This window comes from Stenotrophomonas sp. YJH_SMC_46 (assembly GCF_059370315.1).
Map to the genome: position 1 here is coordinate 164355 of NZ_JCAFTO010000004.1, position 24381 is coordinate 188735.

Genomic DNA, 24381 nt, shown 5'->3' on the forward strand with positions numbered 1-24381 from the left:
GGCTCAATCCTCGTCCGCGCCCTCGGCAACGCTGTCAGCGTCATCGTCGGCATCGAAGCGCTGCTCATGCACCGGGCCCGACGCCGGGCCGGCCGCCTTCAGCGGATGCGCGGCGATGCGCGCTTCATAGTCCTGTACCAGCGCATCGCGCTGCGGCTCGCTCAGTTCCTGCCAGTGGCAGTCCAGCAACGCACCTTCCAGCGAGTACAGCAGGTTCAGGCTGGGCTTGAAGCCGGCACGCTTGACCTTGACGAAGGCACCGACCGCTCCGATCGCGACCAGGTCGTCGCGGCTGCGCAGGCCGACCTGGCGCAGCCAGGCCGCGCTCTTGGGGCCGATGTTGCGCAGCTTGGGTGCGTTCATCCCAGCGCCTCGACGAACACGCGCGCAATGGCTTCCAGGCCGGCCTGGTCGTCGGCATCGAAGCGGCCCACCTTCGGGCTGTCGATGTCGAACACGCCGATCAGTTCATCGCCGCGCAGCAGCGGCACCACCAGCTCCGAACGCGAGGCCGAATCACAGGCGATGTGGCCGGGGAAGGCGTCGACATCCTCCACGCGCTGGGTGACCCGCTGGCTGGCGGCGGCACCGCACACGCCCTTGTCCAGCGGGATGCGCACGCAGGCCGGCAGGCCCTGGAACGGGCCGACCACCAGTTCCTTGCCATCGTACAGGTAGAAACCCACCCAGTTCAGGTCGGGCAGGGCGTGGTAGACCAGTGCGGAGAGGTTGGCCGCGTTGGCGATGCGGTCGGACTCGGCGTAGACCAGGCCACGGGCCTGTTCCAGCAGCTGGGCGTATTGTTCCGGCTTGCTGCCGGTGAGCGAGGCATTGGCGAACATGCCCGCAGTCTAGCAAGCGCGACGGGCCGGCGATAATGCACGCTCTGTTGCCCTGTTGGAGCCAATCGATGCCGTTGCCTGCCACGCTGCCGCCCGCCCTGTTCGTTACCGGCACCGACACCGAAATCGGCAAGACCGCGGCCAGCACTGCGCTGCTGCATGCGCTGCGCCGGCGCGGCCTGCGTGCAGTCGGCATGAAGCCGGTGGCCAGTGGCAGCGAAGACCTGGGGCAGGGCCTGCGCAACGAGGACGCGCTGGCACTGCAGGCGGCCAGCTGGCCGGTGCCGGACTATGCCGACCTGAACCCATATGCGCTGCGGCAGCCGCTGGCACCGGAGCTGGCGGCGGCCGAGGACGGCGTGCAGGTGGAACTGGCGCCGATCGTGGCCGCGTTCGCGCGACTGCGCGCGCAGGCCGATATCGTGGTGGTGGAGGGGGTTGGCGGTTGGCTGGCGCCGGTTTCGGCCACGCTGGACCAGCTCGACCTGGTGCGTGCGCTGCAGCTGCCGGTGCTGCTGGTGGTGGGCATGCGACTTGGCTGCGTCAACCATGCGCGGTTGACTGCGCAATCACTGCAGGCCAGCGGCGTGGACCGCCTGGGCTGGATCGGCAACCACATTGATCGTGCGATGCAGCGCCAGGACGAGAACATCGCCACGCTGCAGCAGCGCCTGCCGATGCCGTGCTGGGGACGGCTGCCGCATCTGCCGGGGGCGGATGGTCAGATCCTGAGTACGCACCTGCTCGACTGACCTGCTTCCTGTAGAGCCGAGCCCATGCTCGGCTCAGCGGGGACCGTCAGCGAAGGGCAGCCGAGCGTAGGCTCGGCTCTACAGGAGCTGGCGCACTGCCAGCTCCCGTGCGATCGCACCCAGCCGCTCCACCGCACCGATGAAGCGCGCATCCAGGCTCTGGCAGCACGACAGCCGCAGGCAGTGGCGGTAGCGTGCGCCGCGCGAGTACACCTGGCCCGGCATGAACACGATGTCCTCCAGCAGCGCTCGCTCGAACAGCTCGCGCGTGTCCACGCCCGGCAGTTCCAGCCACAGCAGGAAGCCGCCCTGCGGTTCGGTGGCGCGGGTGCCGGCCGGGAAGTGTTCGGCCACCAGCTGGCGCAGCCGCCCGACCTGTTCGCGGTACAGGCGGCGCATGCGGTGCAGATGGTGCTCGTAGCTGCCTGCTTCCAGATACGCGGCCACCGCATCGCCGAGCAGCTGCGGCTCGCCGCCGGTGGACTGGAACTTCAGCAGTGCGATGCGCTCTGCGAAGCGGCCGCCATCCAGCCAGCCGATGCGGTAATCCGGCGCCAGTGTCTTTGAGAAGCCACCGACCACCATCACCCAGCCATCGCGATCGAAGGCTTTCAGCAAGGGTGCCGGCGGTTCGCAGAACTGCAGCTCGGCGTACACCGCATCCTCGATCAGCGGCAGCTGCCGTGCGTTGACCAGCTCGGCCAGGTGTTGTTTGGCGGCGGTCGGCATGGTGCAGCCGAGCGGGTTGTGCACGGTCGGCATCACCACCAGTGCGGCCAGCGGCCTGTGCTCCAGCAGCGCATCCAGTGCATCCACGTCCAGTCCGTGCTGCGGGTGGGTGGGCAACTCGATGGCCTGCAGGCCGAGGTTGGCCAGCAACGGATACAGGTTGAAGTAGGACGGCGCCTCGATGCCCACCGCGTCACCGGGCTGGGTGACCGCGCGCAACGCCAGCTGCAGGGCTTCCATCGCACCATGGGTCAGCAGGAGTCGCTCGGCGTGGGTGTGCAGTCCCATGCGCGGACTGCGGCGCACGATCTGTGCCAGCAGCCGGGGGGAGCCGTTGGGTCTCGCATAGGTCTCCACCGTCTGCTGGCCGTGGCGCAGCACCTGCGCGGTATGCCGGGCCAGCTGCGCGCCGGGATAGAACTGGCGACCACGTGGGCCGGCGAAGGCCAGATCGACCACACCCGGGCGGCGCTGTGCTTCCAGTACCCGGGCCATCAGCACCTGCTGCAGCGGCGCGGTGGGCGCGGATGGGGTGTCGCGCAGCGAACGCTCCGGCACCGACAGCCGCGGCGCGACTTCGAAGCCCGCCTTCGGCCGCGGAATCACCAGTCCGGCATCTTCGAGCTGGCGATAGGCGGCAATCACCGTGTTCAGGCTGAGCCTGCGCTGCAGGGCCATCTGCCGCAGCGAAGGCAGGCGGCTGCCGACCGGAAGGCGGCCACCATGAATGGCTTCGGCCAACTCATCCGACAGCCGTTGATAGCGGGGGGGAATCATCGAGGCCTGGTCATCTGTATCCATCGAATATCCCGCCATCTGGTGCTGTACCCATGATGATGGCGAGCCTAGCATGTCGTTGTCGGCCTGGCCTGATCGGGGCACGGCCGATACTTCCCAAACGCACGGCTGGATGGCCGTGCGTCTTTTTTTGTGTGTAGAGCCGAGCCCATGCTCGGCTGCACTTCCGCCAACAGCAGCCGAGCGTGGGCTCGGCTCTACAGAGAGCACCGCCGAGCGTCGGTCAGCCCAAGGGGGAATGCCGGCTACCGCATCGGCACCAGCGCCGCCTCGCGCCGGTACAGCGCCGGGAACTGCTTGCCCAGCGCCGCAAGCTTCGGTGCGTCGTAGTAGCGGATGTAGGCGGCCTGCGGGTAGTTCGCCATGTAATTCTGGTGGTAGCTTTCGGCCGGGTAGAAGCGCTGGCCGCTGACCAGCTGGGTGACGATCGGTGCGCGGTAGCTGCCGGCCTGGCCGAGCTGGGCGATGTAGGCGCGGCTGGCTGCCCGTTGGCGGGCGTCATCGGTGAAGATTGCCGATCGATACTGGCTGCCGTGGTCCGGCCCCTGGCGGTTGAGCTGGGTCGGGTCGTGTGCCACCGAGAAGAACACCTGCATCAACTGCCCGTAGCTGACCTGGCGCGGGTCGTAGTCAATCTTCACTGCTTCGGCGTGGCCGGTCTGGCCGCTGCTGACCCGCTCGTAACGCGCGTCGGCGGCGCTGCCGCCGATGTAGCCGGACACCGCATTGCTCACGCCCTTGACGTGCTGGAACACGCCCTGCACGCCCCAGAAGCAACCGCCGGCGAACACCACGCTGGCGTGGGTCGCGTCATCGCGGAACGCCGCATCGCCCGTGGGTGCCGGTACTGCCTGGGTCTGCGCGCTGGCTTCGACCGGCGCCGCAGCCGCGCCGTGGTCGACCAGCAGCACACCGGCGATCAATGCGGTGGCCACCAGTCCGGCGACACCGGCGGCGATGCCCTGTTCAAAGGAGAGTTTCATCATGTCCTCCCGTTTCAACCAAAAGTGAAGGCATAGGCCTGCACGCCCGCATCGAGGAATTCGATCTCGAAGCGGTGCGGACCGACCGTGCCGCGCTGGCGCACCAGCTGGTACAGGCGGTGCTCGTCGACCACGCCACTGCCATCGGCATCGACATCGCTGCCGGCATCGGCGGCGGGCAGCGGCTTGCCGTCCAGCCAGACGCGAAAGCGCACCGGCGTGCCGTCGCGGGTCGGTGCCAGCACCAGGTGCAGGTCGCGCGCATGGAACTGGAAGGCAATGCGGCCACCGGCCCGCTGCAGCTCTGCGGTCTCGTCGGTAATGGTCCAGTGGCCGGACAGTCCCCACTGGTTCAACGCCAGGGTGGTCGGCAGCGTGTAGTCGAACGCGCTGTCGCTGCGCTGTCCGCCGGGTGAGGCGAACTGCTCGGCACGGGCGTGGCCGAGGTAGGTTTCCGGCGAGCGCAGGTTGCCCATGTCGGCCTGCACGGCCACGCCCTTCAGGTCGGCGGCAGCGGGATCGGCGGGTGGCGGCAGGTTCGTCTGCCCGGCTTCGGCCAGCAGGCGACGGATCACCTGTTCCGAGCGCGCGTAGTTGCCTTCGCCGAACTGGTGGCCGCGGATGTTGCCCTGCACATCGACGAAGTACTGCGCCGGCCAGTAGCGGTTGTTGAACGCGCGCCAGATCGTGTACTGGTTGTCGAGCGCCACCGGGTACTCGACCTTCAGCTGCTGCACCGCCTTCATCACGTTGCGTGGGTCACGCTCGAAGGCGAACTCCGGCGTGTGCACGCCGACCACCACCAGGCCGTGGTCACGGTAGCGGCGTTCCCATTCGTGCACGAACGGCATCGCGCGCAGGCAGTTGATGCAGGAGTACGTCCAGAAATCGACCAGTACCACCTTGCCGCGCAGCTGCTGGGCCGTCAGCGGTGGGCTGTTGAGCCAGCCGGTGGCGCCGTCCAGCGCGGGCAGGGTGCCTTCCACCGGTAGCGGTGCATCGGCTGCGGCGTTGGCACCGGCCATCATCATCATCGGCGGTGCCGCCGGCTGCGCACCGGGTACCGCATCCAGCAGGCCCTGCTCGATGCGTGCGGTGCTGACCGTCGAAAGACGGGTGAGCAGGCCGGTATCCCAGCCCAGACCAATCGCCACCACCGCCAGCAGCGCGGCCACGCCCAGCACCTTGCGCAGTACGTCGCCCAGCCCAAGCCGCGCCTGCAGCGCGCGGAACACGCGGCCACCTACCCATACCGCCAGCGCCAGCGCGCTGATCGCACCCAGCGCATACGCGAGCAGCAGCGCACTGGTACCGGCACTGGCGCCATGCAGGGCGGCACCGGTCAGCACCAGGCCGAGGATCGGCCCCGCGCAGGGCGCCCACAGCAGGCCGGTGGCGACGCCGATCAGCAGCGAGGTCCACGCGCCGCCGTGCCCCGCGGCATCCGCCGCATCGGCACGCGCGCTCAGCCGTGCGCCGACGCGCTGGAATGGCGCCAGCAGATGGTCGGCCAGTCGCGGCCACAACAGTGCCAGCGCGAACAGCGCCATCAGCAGCAGGGCGACCCAGCGTCCGACCTGGTTGGCCTGGGCCACCCATTGGCTGCCCACCGCAGCCAGGCTGGCGACCACGGTGAAGGTGAGCGCCATGCCCAGCAGCAACGGCAGCGTGCTGCGCAGGAAGGGGCGGTCGGCACGCGCGAACACGAACGGCAGCACCGGCAGGATGCACGGGCTGAGCAGGGTCAGCGCGCCGCCGAGGTAGGCAAGCAGCAACAGCAGCATCGTCAGGCTCCGGAAGCAGGGGAAGAACCGACCGGCACCCGCCAGCCGTCGGCGGTACCGTCCGTGGCGCCGGGAACGAACACCATCGCCGCACCGTTCATGCAGTAGCGCAGCCCCGTCGGGCGCGGGCCGTCGTTGAACACGTGGCCAAGGTGGCCACCACAGCGGCGGCAGTGCACCTCTACCCGCAGCATCCCAAAGGTCACGTCGCGGTCTTCGCCGATGGCGTTGTGCAGCGGTGCCCAGAAGCTGGGCCAGCCGGTGCCGCTCTCGAACTTGGTGGAGGAGGAGAACAGCGGCAGTGCACAGCCGGCGCAGGCGAAGGTGCCTTGCCGGTGTTCATTGTTGAGCGGGCTGCTCCAGGGGCGTTCGGTGCCCTGCTGGCGCAGCACCGCGTACTGCGCCGGGGTCAACCGCTGGCGCCATTGCGCATCGCTGTGCATGACCTCGAACTGTCGCGGCGGGCGCGCTTCAGCGGCCGCCGGGGCGGCGCGGCTGCAGGCCCCCAGACCGAGCAGGCCGGCAGCGGTGGCAACACCACCCAGGCCCAGCAGATGGCGGCGGGACAGGGACATGGCGGACTCCGGGAAGGGGCGACGGGGCCATGCTGCGCCCGCCCGGGTCAACGAATCCTCACGCAGGATTCAATTTTTCGTGAGGTATCGGCGGCCGCCCCGCGCCACAATGCTGCCAGCCTCCCCACTGGCCCCGAGCTGCCGATGTCGACCAAACGCGTGCTGATCGTTGAAGACGATGCCCACATCGCCGACCTGCTGCGCATGCACCTGGGCGATGAGGGCTACGACGTGGCCCATGCCGCCAGCGGCGATGCCGGCCTGCGCCTGCTGGAGCAGGAAGGTCCGTGGGATGCATTGGTGCTGGACGTGATGCTGCCCGGCGTGGATGGCCTGCAGGTCTGCCAGCGTGCACGCGCGATGGCGCGCTATGTGCCGATCATCATCATCAGCGCGCGCGGCAGCGAAACCCAGCGCATCGTCGGCCTGGAACTGGGCGCGGACGATTATCTGGCAAAGCCCTTCTCGATGCCGGAACTGGTAGCGCGGGTGCGCGCATTGCTGCGCCGCGCCGAGGCGATGGCGCAGAGCGCACGCATCGATGCCGGCGCGATCGAACTGGGCGGCCTGCAGCTGGATCCGGTCGCGCGCACCGCCTCGGTGGATGGCAACGCGCTGGAGCTGACCCCGCGCGAGTTCGACCTGCTGCTGTTCTTCGCCCGTCATCCGGACCAGGTGTTCGCGCGCATGGAACTGCTCAACCAGGTCTGGGGCTACCAGCACGATGGCTACGAACACACGGTCAACACCCATATCAATCGCCTGCGCAGCAAGATCGAGCCGGACCCGGCCAACCCGCGGCGGTTGCTGACGGTGTGGGGCCGTGGCTACAAGCTGGTCGATCCGGCCGGGGCGGCGGCATGATCAAGCCGAACCTGTGGCAGAAGCTGGCGGTGGTGACCGCTGCGCTGATGCTGGCGTGCTGCATGGCGCTGCTTGCACTGCAGATGCGGGCCAACACCCGCCACGAGCAGGAGGTGGTACAGCGGCTGTCGCTGGGCCTGGCCGAGCACATTGCCCAGCGCAGCGAGCTGATGGATACCAGCGGCATGCGCGATGCCGCCGTGCGCGCGCTGTTCGGCCAGCTGATGGCGGTCAACCCCAGCGTCGAGGTCTACCTGCTGGACGACCAGGGCCGCATCCTTGGCCACGATGCGCCCAGTGGGCACCTGGTGCGCACCCGGGTGGACGTGGCGCCGCTGCGCCGCCTGCTGGCGGGAGCACCGTTGCCGATCCTCGGTGATGATCCGCGCAGCGCCGATGGCCGCAAGGTGTTCAGTGCTGCACCGTTGATCGTGCAGGGCCGCCAGGCCGGCTATGTGTACGTGGTGCTGGTGGGCGAGCACCGGCAGATGCTGGCCGACGACCTCGCCGCCGGCAGCCAGTGGAACACTACGCTGTGGTCGGTGGCACTCGTTGGTGGCCTCGGCCTGCTGGCCGGGCTGGTGGCCTTCTACTGGGTGACACGCCCGCTGCGGCGGCTGACCCGGCGCATCCAGGCCTTCGACATCGATGCACCCACGCGACTGCCGCCGGCGGAGCCGCTGCGCCCGGGTGAGCGCGATGAACTGGTGATCCTCGAACATGCGCATGCGCAGATGGCGCAACGGTTGGGCGAGCAGTGGCAGCAGCTGCGCCAGCAGGATCTGCAGCGCCGCGAGCTGGTCGCCAACATCTCGCATGACCTGCGTACGCCGTTGTCGTCGCTGCATGGCTACCTGGAAACACTGGCGTTGAAGGACGCCACGCTGTCGCCGGACGAGCGGCGCCGTTATCTCGGCATCGCGCTGGCACAGAGTGCCAAGGTCGGCCGGCTGGCACGCGCGCTGTTCGAGCTGGCGCGGCTGGAACATGGCGAAGTGCGCCTGGAGTGGGAAGTGTTCGCGCTGCCGGAACTGCTGCAGGATGTGCTGCAGAAATTCGAGCTGGCGGCGCAGGCGCGCAACCAGCACCTGCACGCAGAGTTCCCGCCCGGCCTGCCGCTGGTGCGTGCCGATCTGGGCCTGGTCGAGCGGGTGCTGACCAACCTGCTCGACAACGCGCTGCGGCATGCACCCGAGGGTGGGCAGATCGAGGTGCGCCTGCGCGCAACCGATGACAGCGTGGAGGTGAGCGTGGCCGACGACGGCCCCGGGGTTGCGCCAGCGCTGCGCACCCAGCTGTTCCAGGCACCGGCTGCGCTGGGGGCACGGCGCGGCGAGAACGGCGGGCTGGGCCTGCTGATCGTGCAGCGCATCGTGCAGCTGCATGGGCGCAGGATCGAACTGCGTGACAGCGCGAGCGGCGCGTTGTTCGTGTTTGCCCTGCCACGCGCCGAACCGGCGGCCTAGCAGGCCGGGTCGCCCGTCACCGCACCGCCGCTTTCCAGCGGCAGTTTCAGGCGGATGCACGCACCTCCCAGTTCGGAGTCGGTCACTTCAACGTGGCCGCCATGCTTGTCGGCCACCACCTGCACCAGCGCCAGGCCGAGGCCGAAGCCGGGGCTGCCCGGATCCAGCCGCACATAGGGTTGCAGTACCTGGCCGCGCAGTTCGGGTGCGATGCCGGGGCCGTCGTCCTCCACCTGCAGGCACAGCCAGCCGTCATTGACGGTGCTGGCAATACGGATCTGCCGGCGCGCGTAACGCAGTGCATTGCCGAGCAGGTTGCGCAGTGCCAGCTCCAGCATGTGCCGGTTGACGTTGACCAGGCCCACCGGCGACAGCGCCTGCTGCACCGGCACCGGCAGCGGCGCGAACTGGGCGACCACGCCGCGCGCCAGCGCCGCCAGCTGCAGGCGCTGGCGGGTCAGCTGATGGCAGCGACCCAGTGCGGCGTACTCGACGCCGGCGTCGGTCAGGTGCTGCAGCCGATCCACATCGGTGCGCAGGCCGCCCAGCGCATCGCGCTGCACGTCGTCGAGTGCGCTGTCTTCCAGCTCGGCCAGGCCGAAACGCATCCGTGCCAATGGCGTGCGGACTTCGTGCGCCACCGCCTGCGCGAGCACCCGCTGGCTTTCCAGCAGTTGCTGCAGCTGCTCGGCCATGTGGTTGAAGGCATTGGCCAGCGGCCGCACCAGTGCGGTGCCGGCGCGCGGCGCACGCGTGTCCAGCTGGCCGTCGCGCATCCGCCGCGCCGCCTGGGCCAGCTGCGAGACGTCGCGCCACAGCCGGTAGACCATCACGTACATCGGCAGTGCCACCGCCACCATCAGGATCAGCAGCAGGATCGCCACGCCGGAGACTTCGCTGTCCTGCCAGCTTTCGTCAGGCAGCGCTTCGTCCAGCGGCCCCAGCATCAGCGCGTAGCCGCTGTCACCGATGCGCTGCAGGCTGCGCATGTGCTCCAGGTCGATCTGCACCCGGCCGTTGTTGAATGGCGGTCGCTGGCTGGACTGCAGCGCCTTCACCGCCTCGGCCAAAGGAACCAGGCGTAGGGCATAGGCGAAATCAGCGTCGAGTTCGCGGGCCAGCGCCGGCCACTGTTCACGCGGGGTTTCGGCGAAGCGATGCTGCAGCAGCGCGTGCGTGCCGCGCATCTCGGCCTGCAGGCCGGCTTCGGTGCGGTCTTCCAGCAGGGCATCCCAGGCCCACAGGCCCAGCACGATCAGCAACAGATGGGCGAGCAGGAAGCCGATGCCGTAGCGCAGGAAGTGGAAGGCGTGGCCGCGCATCGCCGACGGCGTGCGCGTCATCCCCATGCCGAGCGGCTGAACAGGTAGCCGCGGCCGCGAACGGTCTTGATCCGTTCTGGCTGCTCCGGGTTGTCGCCCAGCTTGCGGCGCAGGCGCGAGATGCGGGCATCGATCGAGCGGTCCAGGCCGTCGAAGGCGATCCCGCGCAGGCCGCGCAGCAGCGCATCGCGGTCCAGGATCTGGCCGGCGTTGCTGGCCAGCAGGAACAGCAGGTCGAACTCGGCCGTGGTGAGCTCCAGCAGGCCGCCCTGCAGGTGTACGTTGCGGGTGGAAGGGTCGATGTTCAGCTCGCCGAAGCGCAGGCTGCCGTCACGTGGCTCGACCCGGCGATGGCGGCGCAGGTGGGCACGCAGCCGGGCCAGCAGCACCCTCGGTTCGATCGGTTTGCCGATGTAATCGTCGGCCCCCAGTTCCAGGCCCAGCACCTGGTCGATGTTGTCGGTGCGGGCGGTCAGCACGCAGATGATGCCGTCATAGTGGGGCCGGATCTGCCGACACACTTCGAAACCATCCTGGTCGGGCAGGCCGACATCGAGCAGGACCAGCGCCGGCTTTTCCGCCAGGATCCGGGCCACTGCCCGCTCGCCGCTGCGTTCATGGGCGACCTGGTAGCCATGCCGCTGCAGGTAGTCACTGACCATCGTTCCCAGGCGGGCATCGTCTTCGACCAGTACGATATCCAGCATTTCCAAGGCCTCCGTGGACGCAAACGTACCGCCACGGCACGAGCGCGGCGATGCTATCCCAGCCTGCGGGCCGCCCGGGTCCAGCGGGTGGGCGCCATTCAGCCGGGGTTGCTGGCGCTGGGGCCGCACTCCAGGCCTGGCAACAGCTTGGCGTTGAGCATAGCCTGAGGTTGTTACAAAGCGTTACCTTCGTGATACGTCTGGTGACCATCGCTGACAGCAACGCGACTGACGCGGGGCCGTCAGGGCGCAGAGCATGGAGTCTCCTCCGCTCCGCGTGCCGTTCCCATGTCGCCCGCCCTCTACCTGCTGAACCCGTCCCGCCGCTGCCGCTGCAGAGGTGCCCGATGAGTGGCGTGGTCGGGGCCTGGCTGCCACCTGCCGAGGACGAACACCTGCTGCAGCGCCTGGCACCGATGCTGCGCGCCCTGCAGCAGCGCGGCCGGGGCCGCATTGGCTACTGGACCGACGCCGGGGCCGGCCTGGCACTGGGCCACTGCCGGGCGCCCACCGATACGCCGTTACAGCCGCTGAGCTCGGACTGCGGTCGCTACGTGCTGTGCCTGGACGGCCGCCTGTACAACCGCAGTGACCTGCAGGCGCAGCTGCGCGACCTGCCACGCAGTTGCAGCGATGCGCGGCTGCTGCTGCAGGCGATCGTCGAATGGGGCGTGGAGCGGGCGCTGTCGCGCATCGAGGGCGCGTTCGGTTTCAGTGTGTGGGACCGGGAGGCGCGCGAACTGTGGCTGGCCCGCGACCGGGTCGGCGAGCGGCCGCTGTACTACGGTTGGTACCAGGGCCAGTTCCTGTTTGCCTCGGAGTTGAAGGCGCTTCAGGCCTTCGCCGGATTTGCCCCTGGCATCGACCAGGATGCGCTGAGCCTGCTGCTGCGCCATGACTATGTGCCGGCACCACACACCATCTACCGCGGTATCCACAAGCTGGTGGCCGGCGCGATGCTGCGCATCGATCTGAATGACCATGCGGCTGGCGGTTCCAGCCAGGCCGCCCAGGGCGGCTCACGCTACTGGTGCGCACGCGATGCGATGCACAGCGCACTGCAGGAATCCCTGCAGCCGGCACCCAGCCTGGAACAGGCTACCGACCAGCTGGAGACGGTACTGCAGAAGGCCATTGCCGCACGCATGCATTCGCCACTGGCCTGCGGCGCGTTCCTGTCCGGTGGCACCGACTCGTCGCTGGTGACCGCGATGATGCAGGCGCAGTCGACCCTCCCGATCGAGGCATGGACGGTCGGTTTCGATGATCCCGGCCATGATGAGAGCGACTGGGCCTCGCAGGTCGCGCGGCATCTCGGCGTGCAGCACCACCTGCACCGGATGGACGCGCGCCAGGGACTGGACCTGCTTCAGCGGCTGCCGCAGGTCTGGTGCGAGCCGTTCGCCGACGCCTCGCAGCTGCCGACGTTGCTGGCCAGTGAACTGCTGGGGGCGCGCAAGCCGGTCGCGCTGACCGGTGACGGCGGCGATGAGCTGTTCTTCGGTCACCCCAGCTACGGCCGCGCGCTGCGCAATGCACGCCTGTGCGGCGGCCTGCCGGACTGGGTGCGTGACCTGGCACGGCGCAGCGGCAACCGGATGAACGTGGAGCGAGGCCGCCTCGGCGGCTGGCGTGCGCTGGTGGCGGAAGTCGCCGCCAACGACGTGGAAGGCCACTACCTGCAGCGCGTGACGCGCTGGCGGCAGCCGGCGCAGGTGGTGCTGGGTGCACGCGAGCCGATGACGATCTTCCAGCAGCAGGACACCGCGCTGCCGGCCGAGGCGCGCATCCAGCTGCTGGATTTCCGCATGGACCTGGCCGAGGGCATCCTTGCCAAGGTTGATCGCGCGGGCATGGCGGCGGGCGTTGAAACCCGTGCGCCATTGCTGGACATGGAGGTGGTGCGCCTGGCCTGGCGCCTGCCGCAGCACCTGAAGTACCACGATGGCGAACACAAACTCATTCTGAAGAATCTGTTGGCACGCTACCTGCCCGAGCCGCTGGTGTACCGTCCCAAGCGTGGCTTTGGCCCGCCCATGGCGCGCTGGCTGGCCGGTCCGTTGCGCGATTGGGCGGAGGCGCTGCTGGACCCGCAGCTGCTTCGCAACCAGGGCTGCTTCGATGCGGCACGCGTGCGCGGCATCTGGGAAGCGTTCCTGCGCGGCGAGCGCAAGTGGCACACGCACCTGTGGAACGTGCTGATGTTCCAGGCGTGGCACCAGCATTGGCATGGTGGTCGCGGGCGCTGAGGTTCCTTCGCGGGTTGTCCTGCGCGGCGCAGGGCGGAGGCCCTTGCGTACGAATGTCCTCCGGCGCCGGCCGTTGGCCGTCACCTCCCCCTTTACTTCGTACGCAAGGGCATCCGCTCTGCGTTCGGAGTTCGTCGGCGCCTCGTTGAAAGGCGCCACGAGCGCTGCGCTTTACCTGCCGTAAGCCGAGCCTCGTCGGGGCGGGCGGGGGGCTGGGCAAAGTAAAGGAGGAGGTGGCGGCCAACGGCCGGCGCCGGGGGACATTTGCCCAGGCCCCTGCCTGTCCCGGCGGGGCCCCTCAGTTCGCAGAGACATCGGACGAAGACGCACTCCGGAATCCGGACGCCAGGCAAAAAAAGACCCGGCAGAGGGAGGGATCTGCCGGGTCCGGATTGCATGGGGGGAGGGACCCACGCAATGAGCGTTGCGTCGCGTCAGTGGTTGCTCGCGTCCGCCGTTGATTCGTTGTAACCCTGCACCAGTTCGGACCACGCCTTGCTGGCCACCAGGCCGAGACCGACCACGTCCTGCTGGGCCTGGCCCAGCCGCTGCAGGTTGTCCTGCCACAGCTGTGCGCCCTTGTTGAGCATCCCGGCCGCGTCGTCGCTGCGGGCCAGTTCGCCCAGCCAGCCGCCGGTCGCGGTCAGGTTGCGCTCCATCACCTTCAACTGCACGCCGAACATGCTTTCCGCGTTCTCCAACGCCAATCGGTTTGCGCGCGTTGCGGCGGCGGCGAACTGGCGGGTGGCATCACTGAAGCGATCGCTGAAGGCGGCAGCCATAGGGGGCATCAGGGAGTGGCTTGATGCATTGCAGCATACGCCGTTGATGCGGCAATGCAACAAAAATAACCAAGGCGCTCAGGGCGCCTTTGAAAAGCCTTTCAGATCAATGGGTTGATCAGGCCGTCGGGCCGCGGTAGCGACAGCCGGAGGTGCAGGTTTCGTGCACGGTGATCTCGCTCAGCGCCGGCAGGCTGGGCTTGAGTTCGTTCCAGATCCACACCGCCAGGTTCTCGCTGGTCGGGTTCTCCAGGCCGGGGATGTCGTTGAGGTAGTGATGGTCCAGGCGGTCATAGATCGGCTGGAAAGCCGCCTTCACGTCGCCGAAGTCCATGATCCAGCCGGTCTGCGCGCCGGGCTCGCCCTCGACCTTCAGTTCCACCCGGAACGAGTGGCCATGCAGGCGCGCGCACTTGTGCCCCGGCGGCACGTTGGGGAGGCGGTGCGCCGCCTCGAGCATGAAGACTTTGAAGATTTCCATGGCGCGATTGTACGCCGCAGGTGGCCGGCCATCCTGAGCGGTTGTTGGACTTTCGTGAGGTAATTCTTTCCATCCGGATGAAGAGATGATAGTTTCTCTTATATCCGTATGAAGAGATGTTATTGGCCGGGCCCCGGCCAGGCATGGACTACTGCGGAACTACGTCGCCCTTTCCACCTCCCCACATCGTCATGCCCAAGCACACCCTGCTCGTGGCGGCCCTGGCCGTCGCTCTGGCCGCGCCTTTGTCCGCCGCCGCCGAAACCTCCGCCGACGCCAGTGGCGAAGCCAGCACCCTGGCCGCCGTGCGCGTCACCGGTTCCAACATCAAGCGCACCGATACCGAGGCCTCCAACCCGGTGCAGGTGATCGGCCGCCAGCAGTTGGAACAGACCGGCAAGGCCACCGTCGCCGACGTGCTGCGCTCGATCTCGGCCAACACCGGCAACGCTGCCAACGAAACCACCAATAACGGCTGGGCGTCCGGCTCGGCCGGCATCGGCCTGCGTGGCCTGTCGCAGAAGAACACGCTGGTGCTGCTCAATGGCCGCCGGCTGGCCAACTACGGCTTCCCGGCCGGTGGCCTGTCCGACACCTTCGTCGATCTCAATGCGCTGCCGCTGGTCGCGGTCGAGCGCATTGAGGTGCTCAAGGACGGCGCCTCGGCGGTGTACGGCTCCGACGCCGTGGCCGGCGTGGTCAACATCATCACCCGGCAGAACTTCGAAGGCGCCGAGATCGGCGGCAGCTTCGGCGGTGCCGACCAGGGCGGCCTGCACGAGCAGAACCTGAAGTTCGTCGGCGGCCTCGGTGATCTGGACACCGATGGCTACAACATCCTCTTCAGCCTGCAGGGGTACAACCGTGAGCGCCTGGACCAGGACGAACGCAACCTGACCAGGAGCGGCATCTACACCGACAAGCCGGGTGGCCGCTGGAACGGCTGGTCGGCCAAGGGCGCGCGCTACCTGGTCAACGGCGTCTCGGTGCCGATGCTCGATGCCAACGGCAACTGCCCGGCCGGCACCACCCGCGTTGCCAGCGCGCCGATCGATGGCCTGTCCGGTGATACCTGCGGCTTCAACCAGGCGCCGTTCACCACGCTGATTCCCTCGACCAAGCGCTACCAGGCCTATGCCAACGGTACCTTCCGCCTGAACGACAACGTCGAGGCCTTTGGCGAAGTGCTGTACAGCCAGATCAAGAGCGCCGCCTGGTTCGGCAGCAGCCCGTTCTTCACCCTGGAAAGCGGCCGCTTCGCGTTGAACGCCAACAGCGGCCTGGCCGAGCCGGTGTCGTCGCTGCTGCCGGCCAACAATCCGTACAACCCGTACGGCCGCGCGATCCCGATCGAGTACACCTTCTTCGACCTCGGCGGCACGATCAAGACCAACCGTTCCACCGCCTACCGCGGCGTGTTCGGCCTGCGTGGCACCACCGCGTCGTGGGATTGGGAAGTGGCCGCGTTCGGCGCACGCAGCAGCGAGCGCGAGAGCGTGTCCGGCGGCTTCGCCAATCGCTGGGCGCTGGCCGACGCGCTGGCCACCGGCAGCTACAACCTGCTCAACCCGGCGGCCACGCCGCAGTCGGTGCGCGATTCGATCAACATCGCCACGCTGCGTCCGGCCGAATCCAAGCTGCAGGGTATCGATGCGAAGATTTCCGGCAGCCTGGGCCATACCTGGGCGGGTGAGATCGGCTTCGCGGCCGGTGCCGAGTGGCGCCGCGAAAAGCTCGACTCCAACAACCCGTGGCAGATCGATGCCGGCCTGCAGGTGCGCCCGGCCATTGCCGAAGTACACGGCAAGCGCCAGGTCAGTGCGGCCTACGCCGAAGTGAACGTGCCGCTGGCCTCGACGCTGGAGCTGTCCGCCGCCGCGCGCGCCGACCACTACGACGATTTCGGCGATGCGTTCTCGCCGAAGATCGGCCTGCGCTGGCAGCCCCTGGATGTCCTGCTGGTGCGTGCGTCCGCTTCCAAGGGCTTCCGCGCACCGTCGCTGTCGGAAAACTCCAACAGCACCAGCATCGCCTACGGCAGCGTGGTTGATCCGCGTGATCCGGACGTGCCGGGCTCGCGCCAGAACCCGACCTTCTTCACCGTCGGTAACAACGCACTGAAGCCGGAGCGAACCAAGAGCGTGAACTTCGGCGTGGTGCTGTCACCGTGGGCCAACACCAACCTGAGCGTGGACTATTACCGCATCCAGCTGGACAACCTGGTCGGCACCAACAATACCCAGACCCTGGTCAACGACAACGTGGCTGGCGCGGTGCAGCGCGATGAGCGCGGCAAGCTGCAGGCGGTCTACAACCGCTACCAGAACCTGAGCGAGCTGAAGACCTCGGGTATCGACGTCGAACTGCGCCAGCGCATCCCGACCGCGGCGCTGGGTGACTTCACCGTGTCCTCGGCCTATACCCACGTGCGCGACTACCGTCGCCCGACCGTGGTCGGTGGCCCGCTGGTGGACTACGCCGGCAGCAACCTGGGCGCGACCCTGCCCAAGGACAAGGCCACCACCACGCTGGACTGGAAGTACGGTGATTTCAACGCCGCAGTAACCTGGTACTACACCAGCAGCTACCGCCAGGAAGCCAGCACCGCAGCCAAGGCCGTGCAGCAGCGCGTCGGCAGCTATAGCCAGTACGACCTGTACCTGGGCTACACCGGCATCGACAAGCTGACGCTGTATGCCAAGGTGCAGAACCTGGCTGACAAGACGCCGCCGTACGACGCTTCGTTCCCGGGCATCCGCGCGCCATACGACTTCAGCCAGTACGACCTGCGCGGCCGCTACTTCACGCTGGGCTTCGATTACCGCTTCTGATCCATCCGCTGCGGCCGGTTTCTTCAGGGAGCCGGCCGCGCGACCGTCTGCCGTTGTGTCCTGGGGAGTCACCGTGTCCTTGCATCGTCGTGCCGTTCTTCCGTTGCTGATCGCCGCCGCCACCGCACTGTCCTGCCCGCAGCCAGCGCAGGCACAGAGTGCGTACTTCTTCCCGCAGGCCGTCGACGCGGCCGCGTTCGATACGTCCATTCCCACACCCGAGCAGTTCCTCGGCTACCCGATCGGCAGCCGTTACACCCGGCACGACCAGCTGGTGGCGTACTTCCAGGAACTGGCGAAACGCTCGGACAAGATCAGCGTGCGCGAGATCGGCCGCAGTTACGAGGGCCGCCCGTTGCTGATCGCCACGGTAACCGCTGCCGGCAACCACGCGCGGTTGGAACAGCTGCGCCAGCAGCACGCGACCCTGGTCGATCCGGCGCAGCCGCGCAGTGCGGCGGGCGACAGCCCGGTGGTGGTGTGGCTGGGTTACAGCGTGCATGGCAACGAGACCTCCAGCGCCGAGGCGGCGATGCTGACCGCCTACTACCTGGTGGCCAACCGCAGTGCCGAGACCCAGCAATGGCTGCAGCAGGCGGTGGTGCTGTTCGACCCGGCGCAGAATCCGGACGGTCGCGATCGCGCCGCCAACTGGCACAACGCGTGGGCCTCCGATCCGGCTTCGGCCGACCCGGCTGACAAGGAGCACGTCGAGCCGTTCCCGCAGGGCCGCACCAACCACTACTTCACCGATCTCAACCGCGACTGGCTGGCCCTGACCCAGCAGGACTCGCGGCCGAAGGTGGAGGTGTTCCACCAGTGGTACCCGAACGTGCAGATCGACTTCCACGAAATGGGCAAGGACAGCACGTACTACTTCGAGCCTTCGCCGAAGAGCATGCACAGCCCGTTGATTCCGGCGCCGTCGTACGAGTTCAACAAGACCCTGGCCAAGTACCACGCGCAGGCGCTGGATGCCTTGGGTTCGCTGTACTACACCGGCGAGAATTTCGACAACTTCTCGCCGGTGTACGGCTCGACCTATCCGGACTTCCACGGCGCGGTCGGCGTCACCGTCGAGCAGGCCAGTTCGCGTGGCCGCGTGCAGGAATCGGTCAATGGCCTGCTGACCTTCCCGTTCACCATCCGCAACCAGGTCGCCACCGGGCTGGGCACGGTGCGTGGTGCAGTGGCCGAGCGTAGTGGCCTGTTCGACCTGCAGAAGCAGTTCTTCCAGAGCGCGCTGAAGCAGGCCGCACAGCAGCCGGTGAAGAGCTTCGTGTTCGGCGACGCGCACGATCCGGCACTGACCCGCCGCCTGCTGGAACTGTTGCTGCTGCATCGCATCGAGGTACGTGCGCTGGAGCGTGCAGTCACCGTCGATGGGCAGCGCTTCGATGCCGGCAGCACCTACGTGGTGCAGGTGCAGCAGGCGCAGTTCCGCCTGGTGCATTCGATCTTTGCCGAGACGCCGCCGATCAAGGGCGACGTGTTCTACGGCAGCACCAGCTATGCAATCGCACCGGCCTACGGCGTGGCCTTCGCCGGTAGCCGCAGCCGTATCGAAGGCGGCGCGCGGGTGACTGCGTTGCCGGCGCAGCAGGGCGCGGTGCTGGGTGGCCAGGCCGGGTTCGCCTACGCGATCGACTGGCGCGACTACAACGCCGGGCGCGCGCTGGCCGCGCTGCAGGGCAAGGGCGTGAGCGCACGTGCGGCATTCCAGCCGTTCACCACCGCGACCGCGCAGGGCGACGTCAGCTTCGCCGCCGGCAGCCTGGTGATTCCGGTTGCCGGGCAAGCGCTGCAGGGCGCGGCGCTGCTTGAGGCTGTGACATCGGCCGCGCGCGAGGCAGGTGTGCAGGTGCACGCGCTGTCCAGTGGCCGCAGCCGCGAAGGCATCGATCTGGGCAGTGACGGCGTCAAGGCACTGCGCAAACCCGCGGTTGCGCTGGTGATGGGTGAGGGCGTGGCCGCCACCGAGATCGGCTCGGCCTGGTTCCTGCTCGACCAGCAGTTGCATTTGCCTGCCAGCAAGCTGGACCCGCAGCAGCTGGGCAAAGTGTCCCTGGACCGCTACACCACGATCGTGCTGTCCGGGGGGACCTACACCGGCGTCGATACCACAGCGGTGGCTGCGCTGAAGCGCTGGGTGCAGGCGGGTGGCTCGCTGGTTACCTACGGCAGTGCATCGAAGTGGGCGATCGAGCAGAAGTTGGCCGACGGCGAGAAGCTCGGCAAGGAAGAAGAGACTGCCGACGAGAGCCGCCGTGCATTCGGTGACCAGCGCGACATCGCCGCGATCGAGCGGGTCAGCGGCAACATCCTGAGCGCCGATGTGGACACCAGTCATCCGCTGGCGTTTGGCGTGCCGCGCCGGCAACTGGCGATCAACAAGGAGAGCACGGTGACGCTGCAGCCGAGCACGAATCCGTTCTCGACGGTGGTACGCATCGACACACCGCCGCGGGTGAATGGCTATCTTTCCGAGCGCAACCGTGCGCGGGTGGCGGGCAGCGCGTGGGTGCTGGTGTCGGCGCAGGGGCAGGGCAACGTGGTGCTGTTTGCCGATGACCCGGCGCACCGCAAGTACTGGCACGGGACGGATCGGCTGCTGATCAACGCGATCTTCTTCGGGAATCTGGTGAATCCGAGTAAAGCGCGGGGTTGAGGCGTTTGGCGCCGAGTCGTTGTTGTGCTTGGGAGGCAGGGGGCCTCAGCCAGGACACGCCGTGAACCCATCCATGGGGGCTCGATGGCGCCACCCTTGGCGCCAACGGTCCTGGCTGAGGCCCCCTGCCTCCCATGACAGTTTCCTGCGGGCGCGGACGCATCAGACCCCAAGGCGGGAGCAAGGGCAAAAGCAAAAGCAAAGGCAAAGGCAAAGCTAGGAATTGCGGCTTCGGCTTTTGACTTTGAATTTGACTTTGAATTTGAATTTGATCTTTCTTCTCCCGGCTACCCGGCGGGAGAAGAAGGCGCGGGCAATGCTTGAAGCGGATGGGCGTGGGGCCAGCGCAAAACCGTGAGGCGCATGGATGCGCCGACCGAGCCCCCATGGATGGGTTTACGGCGTGTTTTGCGCTGGCCCCACGCCCATCCGCCCTCAGCGCAGCACACCGCCGGCTTCTACTCACGGTAGCCAACAACAAAAAAGGACGGCGCGTCAGCGCCGTCCTTCGATAGCCCCCCGCGCAGCGGGAAGCACCCTCCATGTCAGCTGGGATCAGCCAGCGCGACCACCGCCGCCACCCTGGCCACGACCACGGCCGCCACCATTGCCACCACCGCCACGGCGCTGGCCCTGGCCGGCACCTGCACGCTGCTGGCCATTTCCACCGCCTTCGCGGCGGCCACCGCCGGCCTTCTTCGGGCCGGCATGCGCATGGCGCGGCGCATCACCGTGCGGACGGCGCGCGTGGCTCTTGCGCGGTGCGCGCTCACCGGTATCGTGCTCGGCCTTGCCCGGCGCACTGTTGCCCCAGCGGATCGGAACCTGCAGTTCGAAGCCCGGTACATCGCGGATGTCCATGTCGCGGCCCAGCAGGCGCACGATCGCGCGCAGCAGCTTCACTTCATCCTGCGCCACCAGCGAAATCGCCTGGCCGGTCGCGCCGTTGCGGCCGGTACGACCGATGCGGTGCACGTAGTCCTCGGCCACCATCGGCAGGTCGAAGTTGATCACCTTCGGCAGCTCGTTGATGTCGATGCCGCGCGCAGCGATGTCGGTGGCCACCAGCACGGTCACGCGGCCGGCCTTGAAGTCGCCCAGCGCACGCAGGCGCTGGCCCTGGCTCTTGTTGCCATGGATCGCCGCAGTCTTGATGCCCGACTTTTCCAGGAACGTGGCCAGTTTGTCGCTGCCGTGCTTGGTACGGGCGAACACCAGGGTCTGCTCGCGGCTGTCCTGCGCCAGCAGGTGCAGCAGCAGGTCGCGCTTGCGGCCGGCATCGACCGGGTGCACGCGGTGGGTGATGGTTTCGGCCACGGTGTTCTTCGGCGTCACCTGGATCTGTTCCGGGTTGCGCATGAACTCCAGCGCCAGCTGGCGGATGTTGTCCTCGAAGGTGGCCGAGAACAGCAGGGTCTGGCGGTTCTGCTTCGGCAGCTTGGCCAGGATGCGCTTGATCGACGGCAGGAAGCCCATGTCGAGCATGCGGTCGGCTTCGTCCAGCACCAGCAGTTCAATGCCGGACAGGTCGACGCTGCGACGCTCCAGGTGGTCGATCAGGCGGCCCGGGCAGGCCACCAGCAGGTCCACGCCACGGCGCAGGATGTCCAGCTGGTTGCCCATGCCGACACCGCCGTAGATGCAGGCGCTGGGAATGCGCAGGTACTTGCTGTAGCCGCGCAGGCTGTCATGCACCTGGGTGGCCAGTTCGCGGGTCGGGGCCAGGATCAGCGCACGCGGCTTGCGCGGGCCGGCACGCACTTCCTGCGAGGCGGTGCCCAGGTGCTGCAGCAACGGCAGGCCGAATGCGGCAGTTTTGCCGGTACCGGTCTGTGCGCCGGCCAGCAGGTCGCGACCGGCCAGCGCCAGCGGGATCGCCTGCTGCTGGATCGGGGTCGGGTTTTCGTAGCCCTGCTCGGCAAGCGCACGCAGCAGGAAGGGCGCCAGGCCCAGCGATTCAAAAGACATTGAGATTGCTCCAGGTACAAGAAACGCCTGTCCGAACGGACAGACGGGGGCAGATCAAAGTGATCGGCTGACTCGGAGCGTTCCCGTGAACCGCGCTGCGAGAAGTTGGGTGCAGCCGGCACGAAGCGCCGGCTGGAATGCGTGACGAACGGCGTCGGAGTGGGGGCGGGCGAAGAGGGCGGACCCTGGTCGCCGGCGGTCCCGGAGGGAAACGGACGGCCGCTGCAGACCTGCCTAGTCTAACCGATGGCTGAGACCTCGCGCAAAAAGGCCTGTTCAGGTAAGGGGTTCTCTCTGCAGGGCTGCGCCCTGCACCCGCAGAGGCCAAAGCGACGTCAACGTCAAAAGCGGGTTTCCTGAGGGATGGCGGGGTGGGTCCGGTGGCGGGAGACGCCGTAAACCCGTCCATGGGGGCTTGGCCGCGGCATCCATGCCGCGGACACTCCCGCCACCGGGCCCACCCCGCCTTCGACAGTTTCCCGCGAGCTGCTGGGACGTCTCTTGGTGTCAGATCCGCTTTCCTTTGGAAAACGGATCTGTCCCCCGGAATTCCATTCGATATCTGACCAATGTGTCGACCAAGGTCGACATCCACCAGCAGTCGCCGGAATGTGTCGAGGGCGGGCGGTGTCGGATTGCGGGGTGTCCGCGGCATGGATGCCGCGGCCAAGCCTACAGGGACGTACTTGCGGCGTCCCCGCAATCCGACACCGCCCCGGCAACCCACGGAAAGCCAGCTGTTGCCGTTGCCGTTGCATTGAGCAGGTGCAGGGCTGCAAGCCCTGCCGAAGCCCCCACTACGGTAGGGTGGGCCGATGCCGCGCTGCAGCTTGGCGTCGTCGCAGATTTGATTACACTTGAAACTTGTTTGCCCACGACTCCGGACACCCACCATGAAGCTTGGTTCCTTGAAGGAAGGCGGCCGCGACGGCACCCTTATCGTCGTCTCGCGTGACCTGCGCCACGGCGTGCGCGCCACCGGCATTGCCGCCACCCTGCAGCAGGCCCTGGAGGACTGGAGCCACATCGCGCCGCGCCTGAACGCCCTGTACGAATCGCTCAACGCTGGCTACGCCGATGGCGTGTTCGACCTCGATCCGCAGGCGCTGGCCGCACCGATGCCGCGTGCCTATGAGTTCGTCGATGGCAGCGCCTACCTGCCGCACGTCGAGCGCGTGCGCCGCGCCCGCGGTGCCGAGGTGCCCGAGAGCTTCTACACCGACCCGCTGATGTACCAGGCCACCAGTGCGGGCTTCTACGGTCCGCGCGATGCGGTCAAGGTGGTCAGCGAGGACTACGGCATCGACCTGGAAGCGGAGATCGTGGTGATCACCGACGACGTGCCGATGGCGGCCACCCCGGAACAGGCCGCCAGCCACATCCAGCTGGTCGGCCTGGTCAACGATGTCTCGCTGCGCAACCTGATCCCGGGCGAGCTGGCCAAGGGCTTCGGCTTCCTGCAGTCCAAGCCGCGTTCGGCGCTGTCGCCGGTGTTCGTCACCCCCGATGAGCTGGGTGCTGCGTGGCAGGACAGCAAGGTGCACCTGCCGCTGCTGACCCACATCAACGGCCAGTGGTTCGGTGCGCCGGAGGCGGGCGTGGACATGCAGTTCAACTTCGCCCAGCTGGTCGCGCATGCGGCCAAGACCCGTCCGCTGGGTGCCGGCACCATTGTCGGTTCGGGCACCATCGCCAACGAAGACACCAGCAAGGGCGCCTCGTGCTTTGCCGAGCAGCGCGTGGTCGAGACCCTGCGCGGCGGCAAGCCGAGCACGCCCTTCATGTCCTTCGGCGACGTGGTCCGCATCGAGATGCTTGATGCTGCCGGCAACAGCATCTTCGGTGCGATCGAGCAGCGCATCGAACAGGCGGCCAGGCCCTGAGCATGGAGGCGGCCATGGAGATCCCGGTCGACGACGGCATCGTGCTGTACACCTACTGGCGATCCAGCGCCGCCTACCGCGTGCGCATCGGCCTGGAGCTGAAGGGCCTGGCCTGGGAGGCGCGGCCGGTGCATCTGGTGCGCGACGGTGGCGAGCAGCACCGGGATGCCTATCGCGCGCTCAATCCGCAGCAGCAGGTGCCGACGCTGCTGCATGAGGGGCATGTGCTGACCCAGTCGCTGGCGATCCTCGAATACCTGGACGAGCGCTTTCCGCAGGTACCGCTGCTGCCGGCCGACGCCGCCGGCCGTGCGCGGGTGCGGGCGCTGGCCCAGTTGGTGGCCTGTGATATCCACCCGATCAACAACCTGCGGGTGATGCAGTACCTGGAGCGCACGCTGCAGGTGCCTGCCGACGCACGCACGCAGTGGACGCTGCACTGGATCGCCGAGGGCTTTGCGGCGATGGAAACGCTGTTGGCCAACAGCCGCGACACCGGCACCTTCTGCCACGGCGACCGTCCCGGCCTGGCCGACATCTGCCTGCTGCCGCAGCTGTACAACGCCCACCGCTTCGGCCTGGACCTGGCGCCGTACCCGACCTTGCGCCGCATCGAGGCGGCCTGCCAGGCAGTGGATGCCTTCGACCGCGCGCGTCCGGAACACCAGCCCGACGCCGCCTGACGGGCCGCTTCGCT

19 protein-coding genes are annotated in these 24381 nt (G+C 67.8%); 8 read left to right on the forward strand and 11 right to left on the reverse strand.

All coding sequences use genetic code 11. The features are described 5' to 3' along the window. Positions 1–3: 3 nt before the first annotated feature. Together AC5P8C_RS14445 and AC5P8C_RS14450 are read right to left on the reverse strand one after the other, a co-directional pair. Positions 4–363, reverse strand: coding sequence for a TfoX/Sxy family protein (locus AC5P8C_RS14445; RefSeq protein ID WP_019660936.1), 360 nt, complete (start codon positions 361–363; stop codon positions 4–6). Further along, entirely contained in the window at positions 360–842 is a 483-nt protein-coding gene (locus tag AC5P8C_RS14450; protein WP_005407940.1) for a GAF domain-containing protein, read from the reverse strand. Before AC5P8C_RS14450 ends, AC5P8C_RS14445 begins: the two co-directional genes overlap by 4 nt. Positions 843–910: 68 nt before the next feature. Between AC5P8C_RS14450 and bioD the strand changes: the two genes are divergently transcribed. After that, positions 911–1594, forward strand: a complete 684-nt coding sequence (bioD, locus tag AC5P8C_RS14455; protein ID WP_019660937.1) for a dethiobiotin synthase — start codon at positions 911–913, stop codon at positions 1592–1594. Between the two features lie 78 nt (positions 1595–1672). Here the strand turns inward: bioD and AC5P8C_RS14460 are convergent, their stop codons facing one another. The 4 genes from AC5P8C_RS14460 to msrB all read right to left on the reverse strand — a co-directional run bounded on the left by AC5P8C_RS14460 (position 1673) and on the right by msrB (position 6463). After that, a complete protein-coding gene (locus tag AC5P8C_RS14460; protein ID WP_019660938.1) occupies positions 1673–3124 on the reverse strand; it encodes an aminotransferase-like domain-containing protein in 1452 nt (483 codons plus the stop codon). Between the two features lie 242 nt (positions 3125–3366). After that, positions 3367–4104, reverse strand: a complete 738-nt coding sequence (gene msrA / locus AC5P8C_RS14465; protein ID WP_026347122.1) for a peptide-methionine (S)-S-oxide reductase MsrA — start codon at positions 4102–4104, stop codon at positions 3367–3369. A 14-nt stretch (positions 4105–4118) separates the two neighbouring features. Further along, positions 4119–5888, reverse strand: a complete 1770-nt coding sequence (locus tag AC5P8C_RS14470; protein WP_019660940.1) for a cytochrome c biogenesis protein DipZ — start codon at positions 5886–5888, stop codon at positions 4119–4121. Between the two features lie 2 nt (positions 5889–5890). Beyond that, on the reverse strand, positions 5891–6463 hold the full coding sequence (gene msrB, locus AC5P8C_RS14475) for a peptide-methionine (R)-S-oxide reductase MsrB (protein WP_019660941.1): 573 nt from the start codon (positions 6461–6463) through the stop codon (positions 5891–5893). Positions 6464–6607: 144 nt separating this feature from the next. Here msrB and AC5P8C_RS14480 point away from each other — a divergent pair, with 144 nt between their 5' ends. Then, positions 6608–7327, forward strand: coding sequence for a response regulator transcription factor (locus AC5P8C_RS14480; protein WP_005407947.1), 720 nt, complete (start codon positions 6608–6610; stop codon positions 7325–7327). Continuing rightward, positions 7324–8793, forward strand: a complete 1470-nt coding sequence (locus AC5P8C_RS14485) for a sensor histidine kinase (RefSeq protein WP_019660942.1) — start codon at positions 7324–7326, stop codon at positions 8791–8793. The genes AC5P8C_RS14480 and AC5P8C_RS14485 overlap by 4 nt, the downstream gene beginning before the upstream one ends. On the opposite strand, the gene AC5P8C_RS14490 is transcribed toward AC5P8C_RS14485, so the two are convergent. Together AC5P8C_RS14490 and AC5P8C_RS14495 are read right to left on the reverse strand one after the other, a co-directional pair. After that, entirely contained in the window at positions 8790–10136 is a 1347-nt protein-coding gene (locus AC5P8C_RS14490; protein WP_019660943.1) for an ATP-binding protein, read from the reverse strand. The genes AC5P8C_RS14485 and AC5P8C_RS14490 overlap by 4 nt on opposite strands. After that, positions 10133–10822 carry a winged helix-turn-helix domain-containing protein gene (locus AC5P8C_RS14495; protein WP_010484092.1) on the reverse strand — a complete coding sequence of 230 codons (690 nt, stop codon included), beginning with the start codon at positions 10820–10822 and terminating at the stop codon, positions 10133–10135. The genes AC5P8C_RS14490 and AC5P8C_RS14495 overlap by 4 nt, the downstream gene beginning before the upstream one ends. A gap of 347 nt (positions 10823–11169) precedes the next feature. Between AC5P8C_RS14495 and asnB the strand changes: the two genes are divergently transcribed. Then, positions 11170–13071, forward strand: a complete 1902-nt coding sequence (gene asnB, locus AC5P8C_RS14500) for an asparagine synthase (glutamine-hydrolyzing) (protein ID WP_019660944.1) — start codon at positions 11170–11172, stop codon at positions 13069–13071. A gap of 434 nt (positions 13072–13505) precedes the next feature. Here asnB and AC5P8C_RS14505 read toward each other — a convergent pair whose 3' ends face one another. After that, the gene (locus AC5P8C_RS14505) at positions 13506–13853 is read right to left on the reverse strand and encodes a phasin family protein (RefSeq protein ID WP_019660945.1); all 348 of its coding nucleotides are present in this window, start codon (positions 13851–13853) and stop codon (positions 13506–13508) included. A 118-nt stretch (positions 13854–13971) separates the two neighbouring features. Then, on the reverse strand, positions 13972–14334 hold the full coding sequence (gene queD / locus AC5P8C_RS14510) for a 6-carboxytetrahydropterin synthase QueD (protein WP_005407953.1): 363 nt from the start codon (positions 14332–14334) through the stop codon (positions 13972–13974). A 191-nt stretch (positions 14335–14525) separates the two neighbouring features. Between queD and AC5P8C_RS14515 the strand changes: the two genes are divergently transcribed. Both AC5P8C_RS14515 and AC5P8C_RS14520 read left to right on the forward strand, forming a co-directional pair. Beyond that, on the forward strand, positions 14526–17165 hold the full coding sequence (locus AC5P8C_RS14515) for a TonB-dependent receptor plug domain-containing protein (protein ID WP_019660946.1): 2640 nt from the start codon (positions 14526–14528) through the stop codon (positions 17163–17165). Between the two features lie 73 nt (positions 17166–17238). Further along, complete coding sequence (locus AC5P8C_RS14520; RefSeq protein WP_019660947.1) at positions 17239–19833, forward strand: M14 family zinc carboxypeptidase; 2595 nt, start codon at positions 17239–17241, stop codon at positions 19831–19833. 555 nt (positions 19834–20388) lie between these two features. Here AC5P8C_RS14520 and AC5P8C_RS14525 read toward each other — a convergent pair. Further along, on the reverse strand, positions 20389–21801 hold the full coding sequence (locus AC5P8C_RS14525) for a DEAD/DEAH box helicase (RefSeq protein ID WP_019660948.1): 1413 nt from the start codon (positions 21799–21801) through the stop codon (positions 20389–20391). A gap of 893 nt (positions 21802–22694) precedes the next feature. On the opposite strand from AC5P8C_RS14525, the gene AC5P8C_RS14530 reads away from it, so the two are divergent. Together AC5P8C_RS14530 and maiA are read left to right on the forward strand one after the other, a co-directional pair. Beyond that, entirely contained in the window at positions 22695–23684 is a 990-nt protein-coding gene (locus AC5P8C_RS14530) for a fumarylacetoacetate hydrolase family protein (protein ID WP_495218994.1), read from the forward strand. A 14-nt stretch (positions 23685–23698) separates the two neighbouring features. Continuing rightward, entirely contained in the window at positions 23699–24367 is a 669-nt protein-coding gene (gene maiA / locus AC5P8C_RS14535) for a maleylacetoacetate isomerase (protein WP_019660950.1), read from the forward strand. Positions 24368–24381 lie beyond the last annotated feature (14 nt).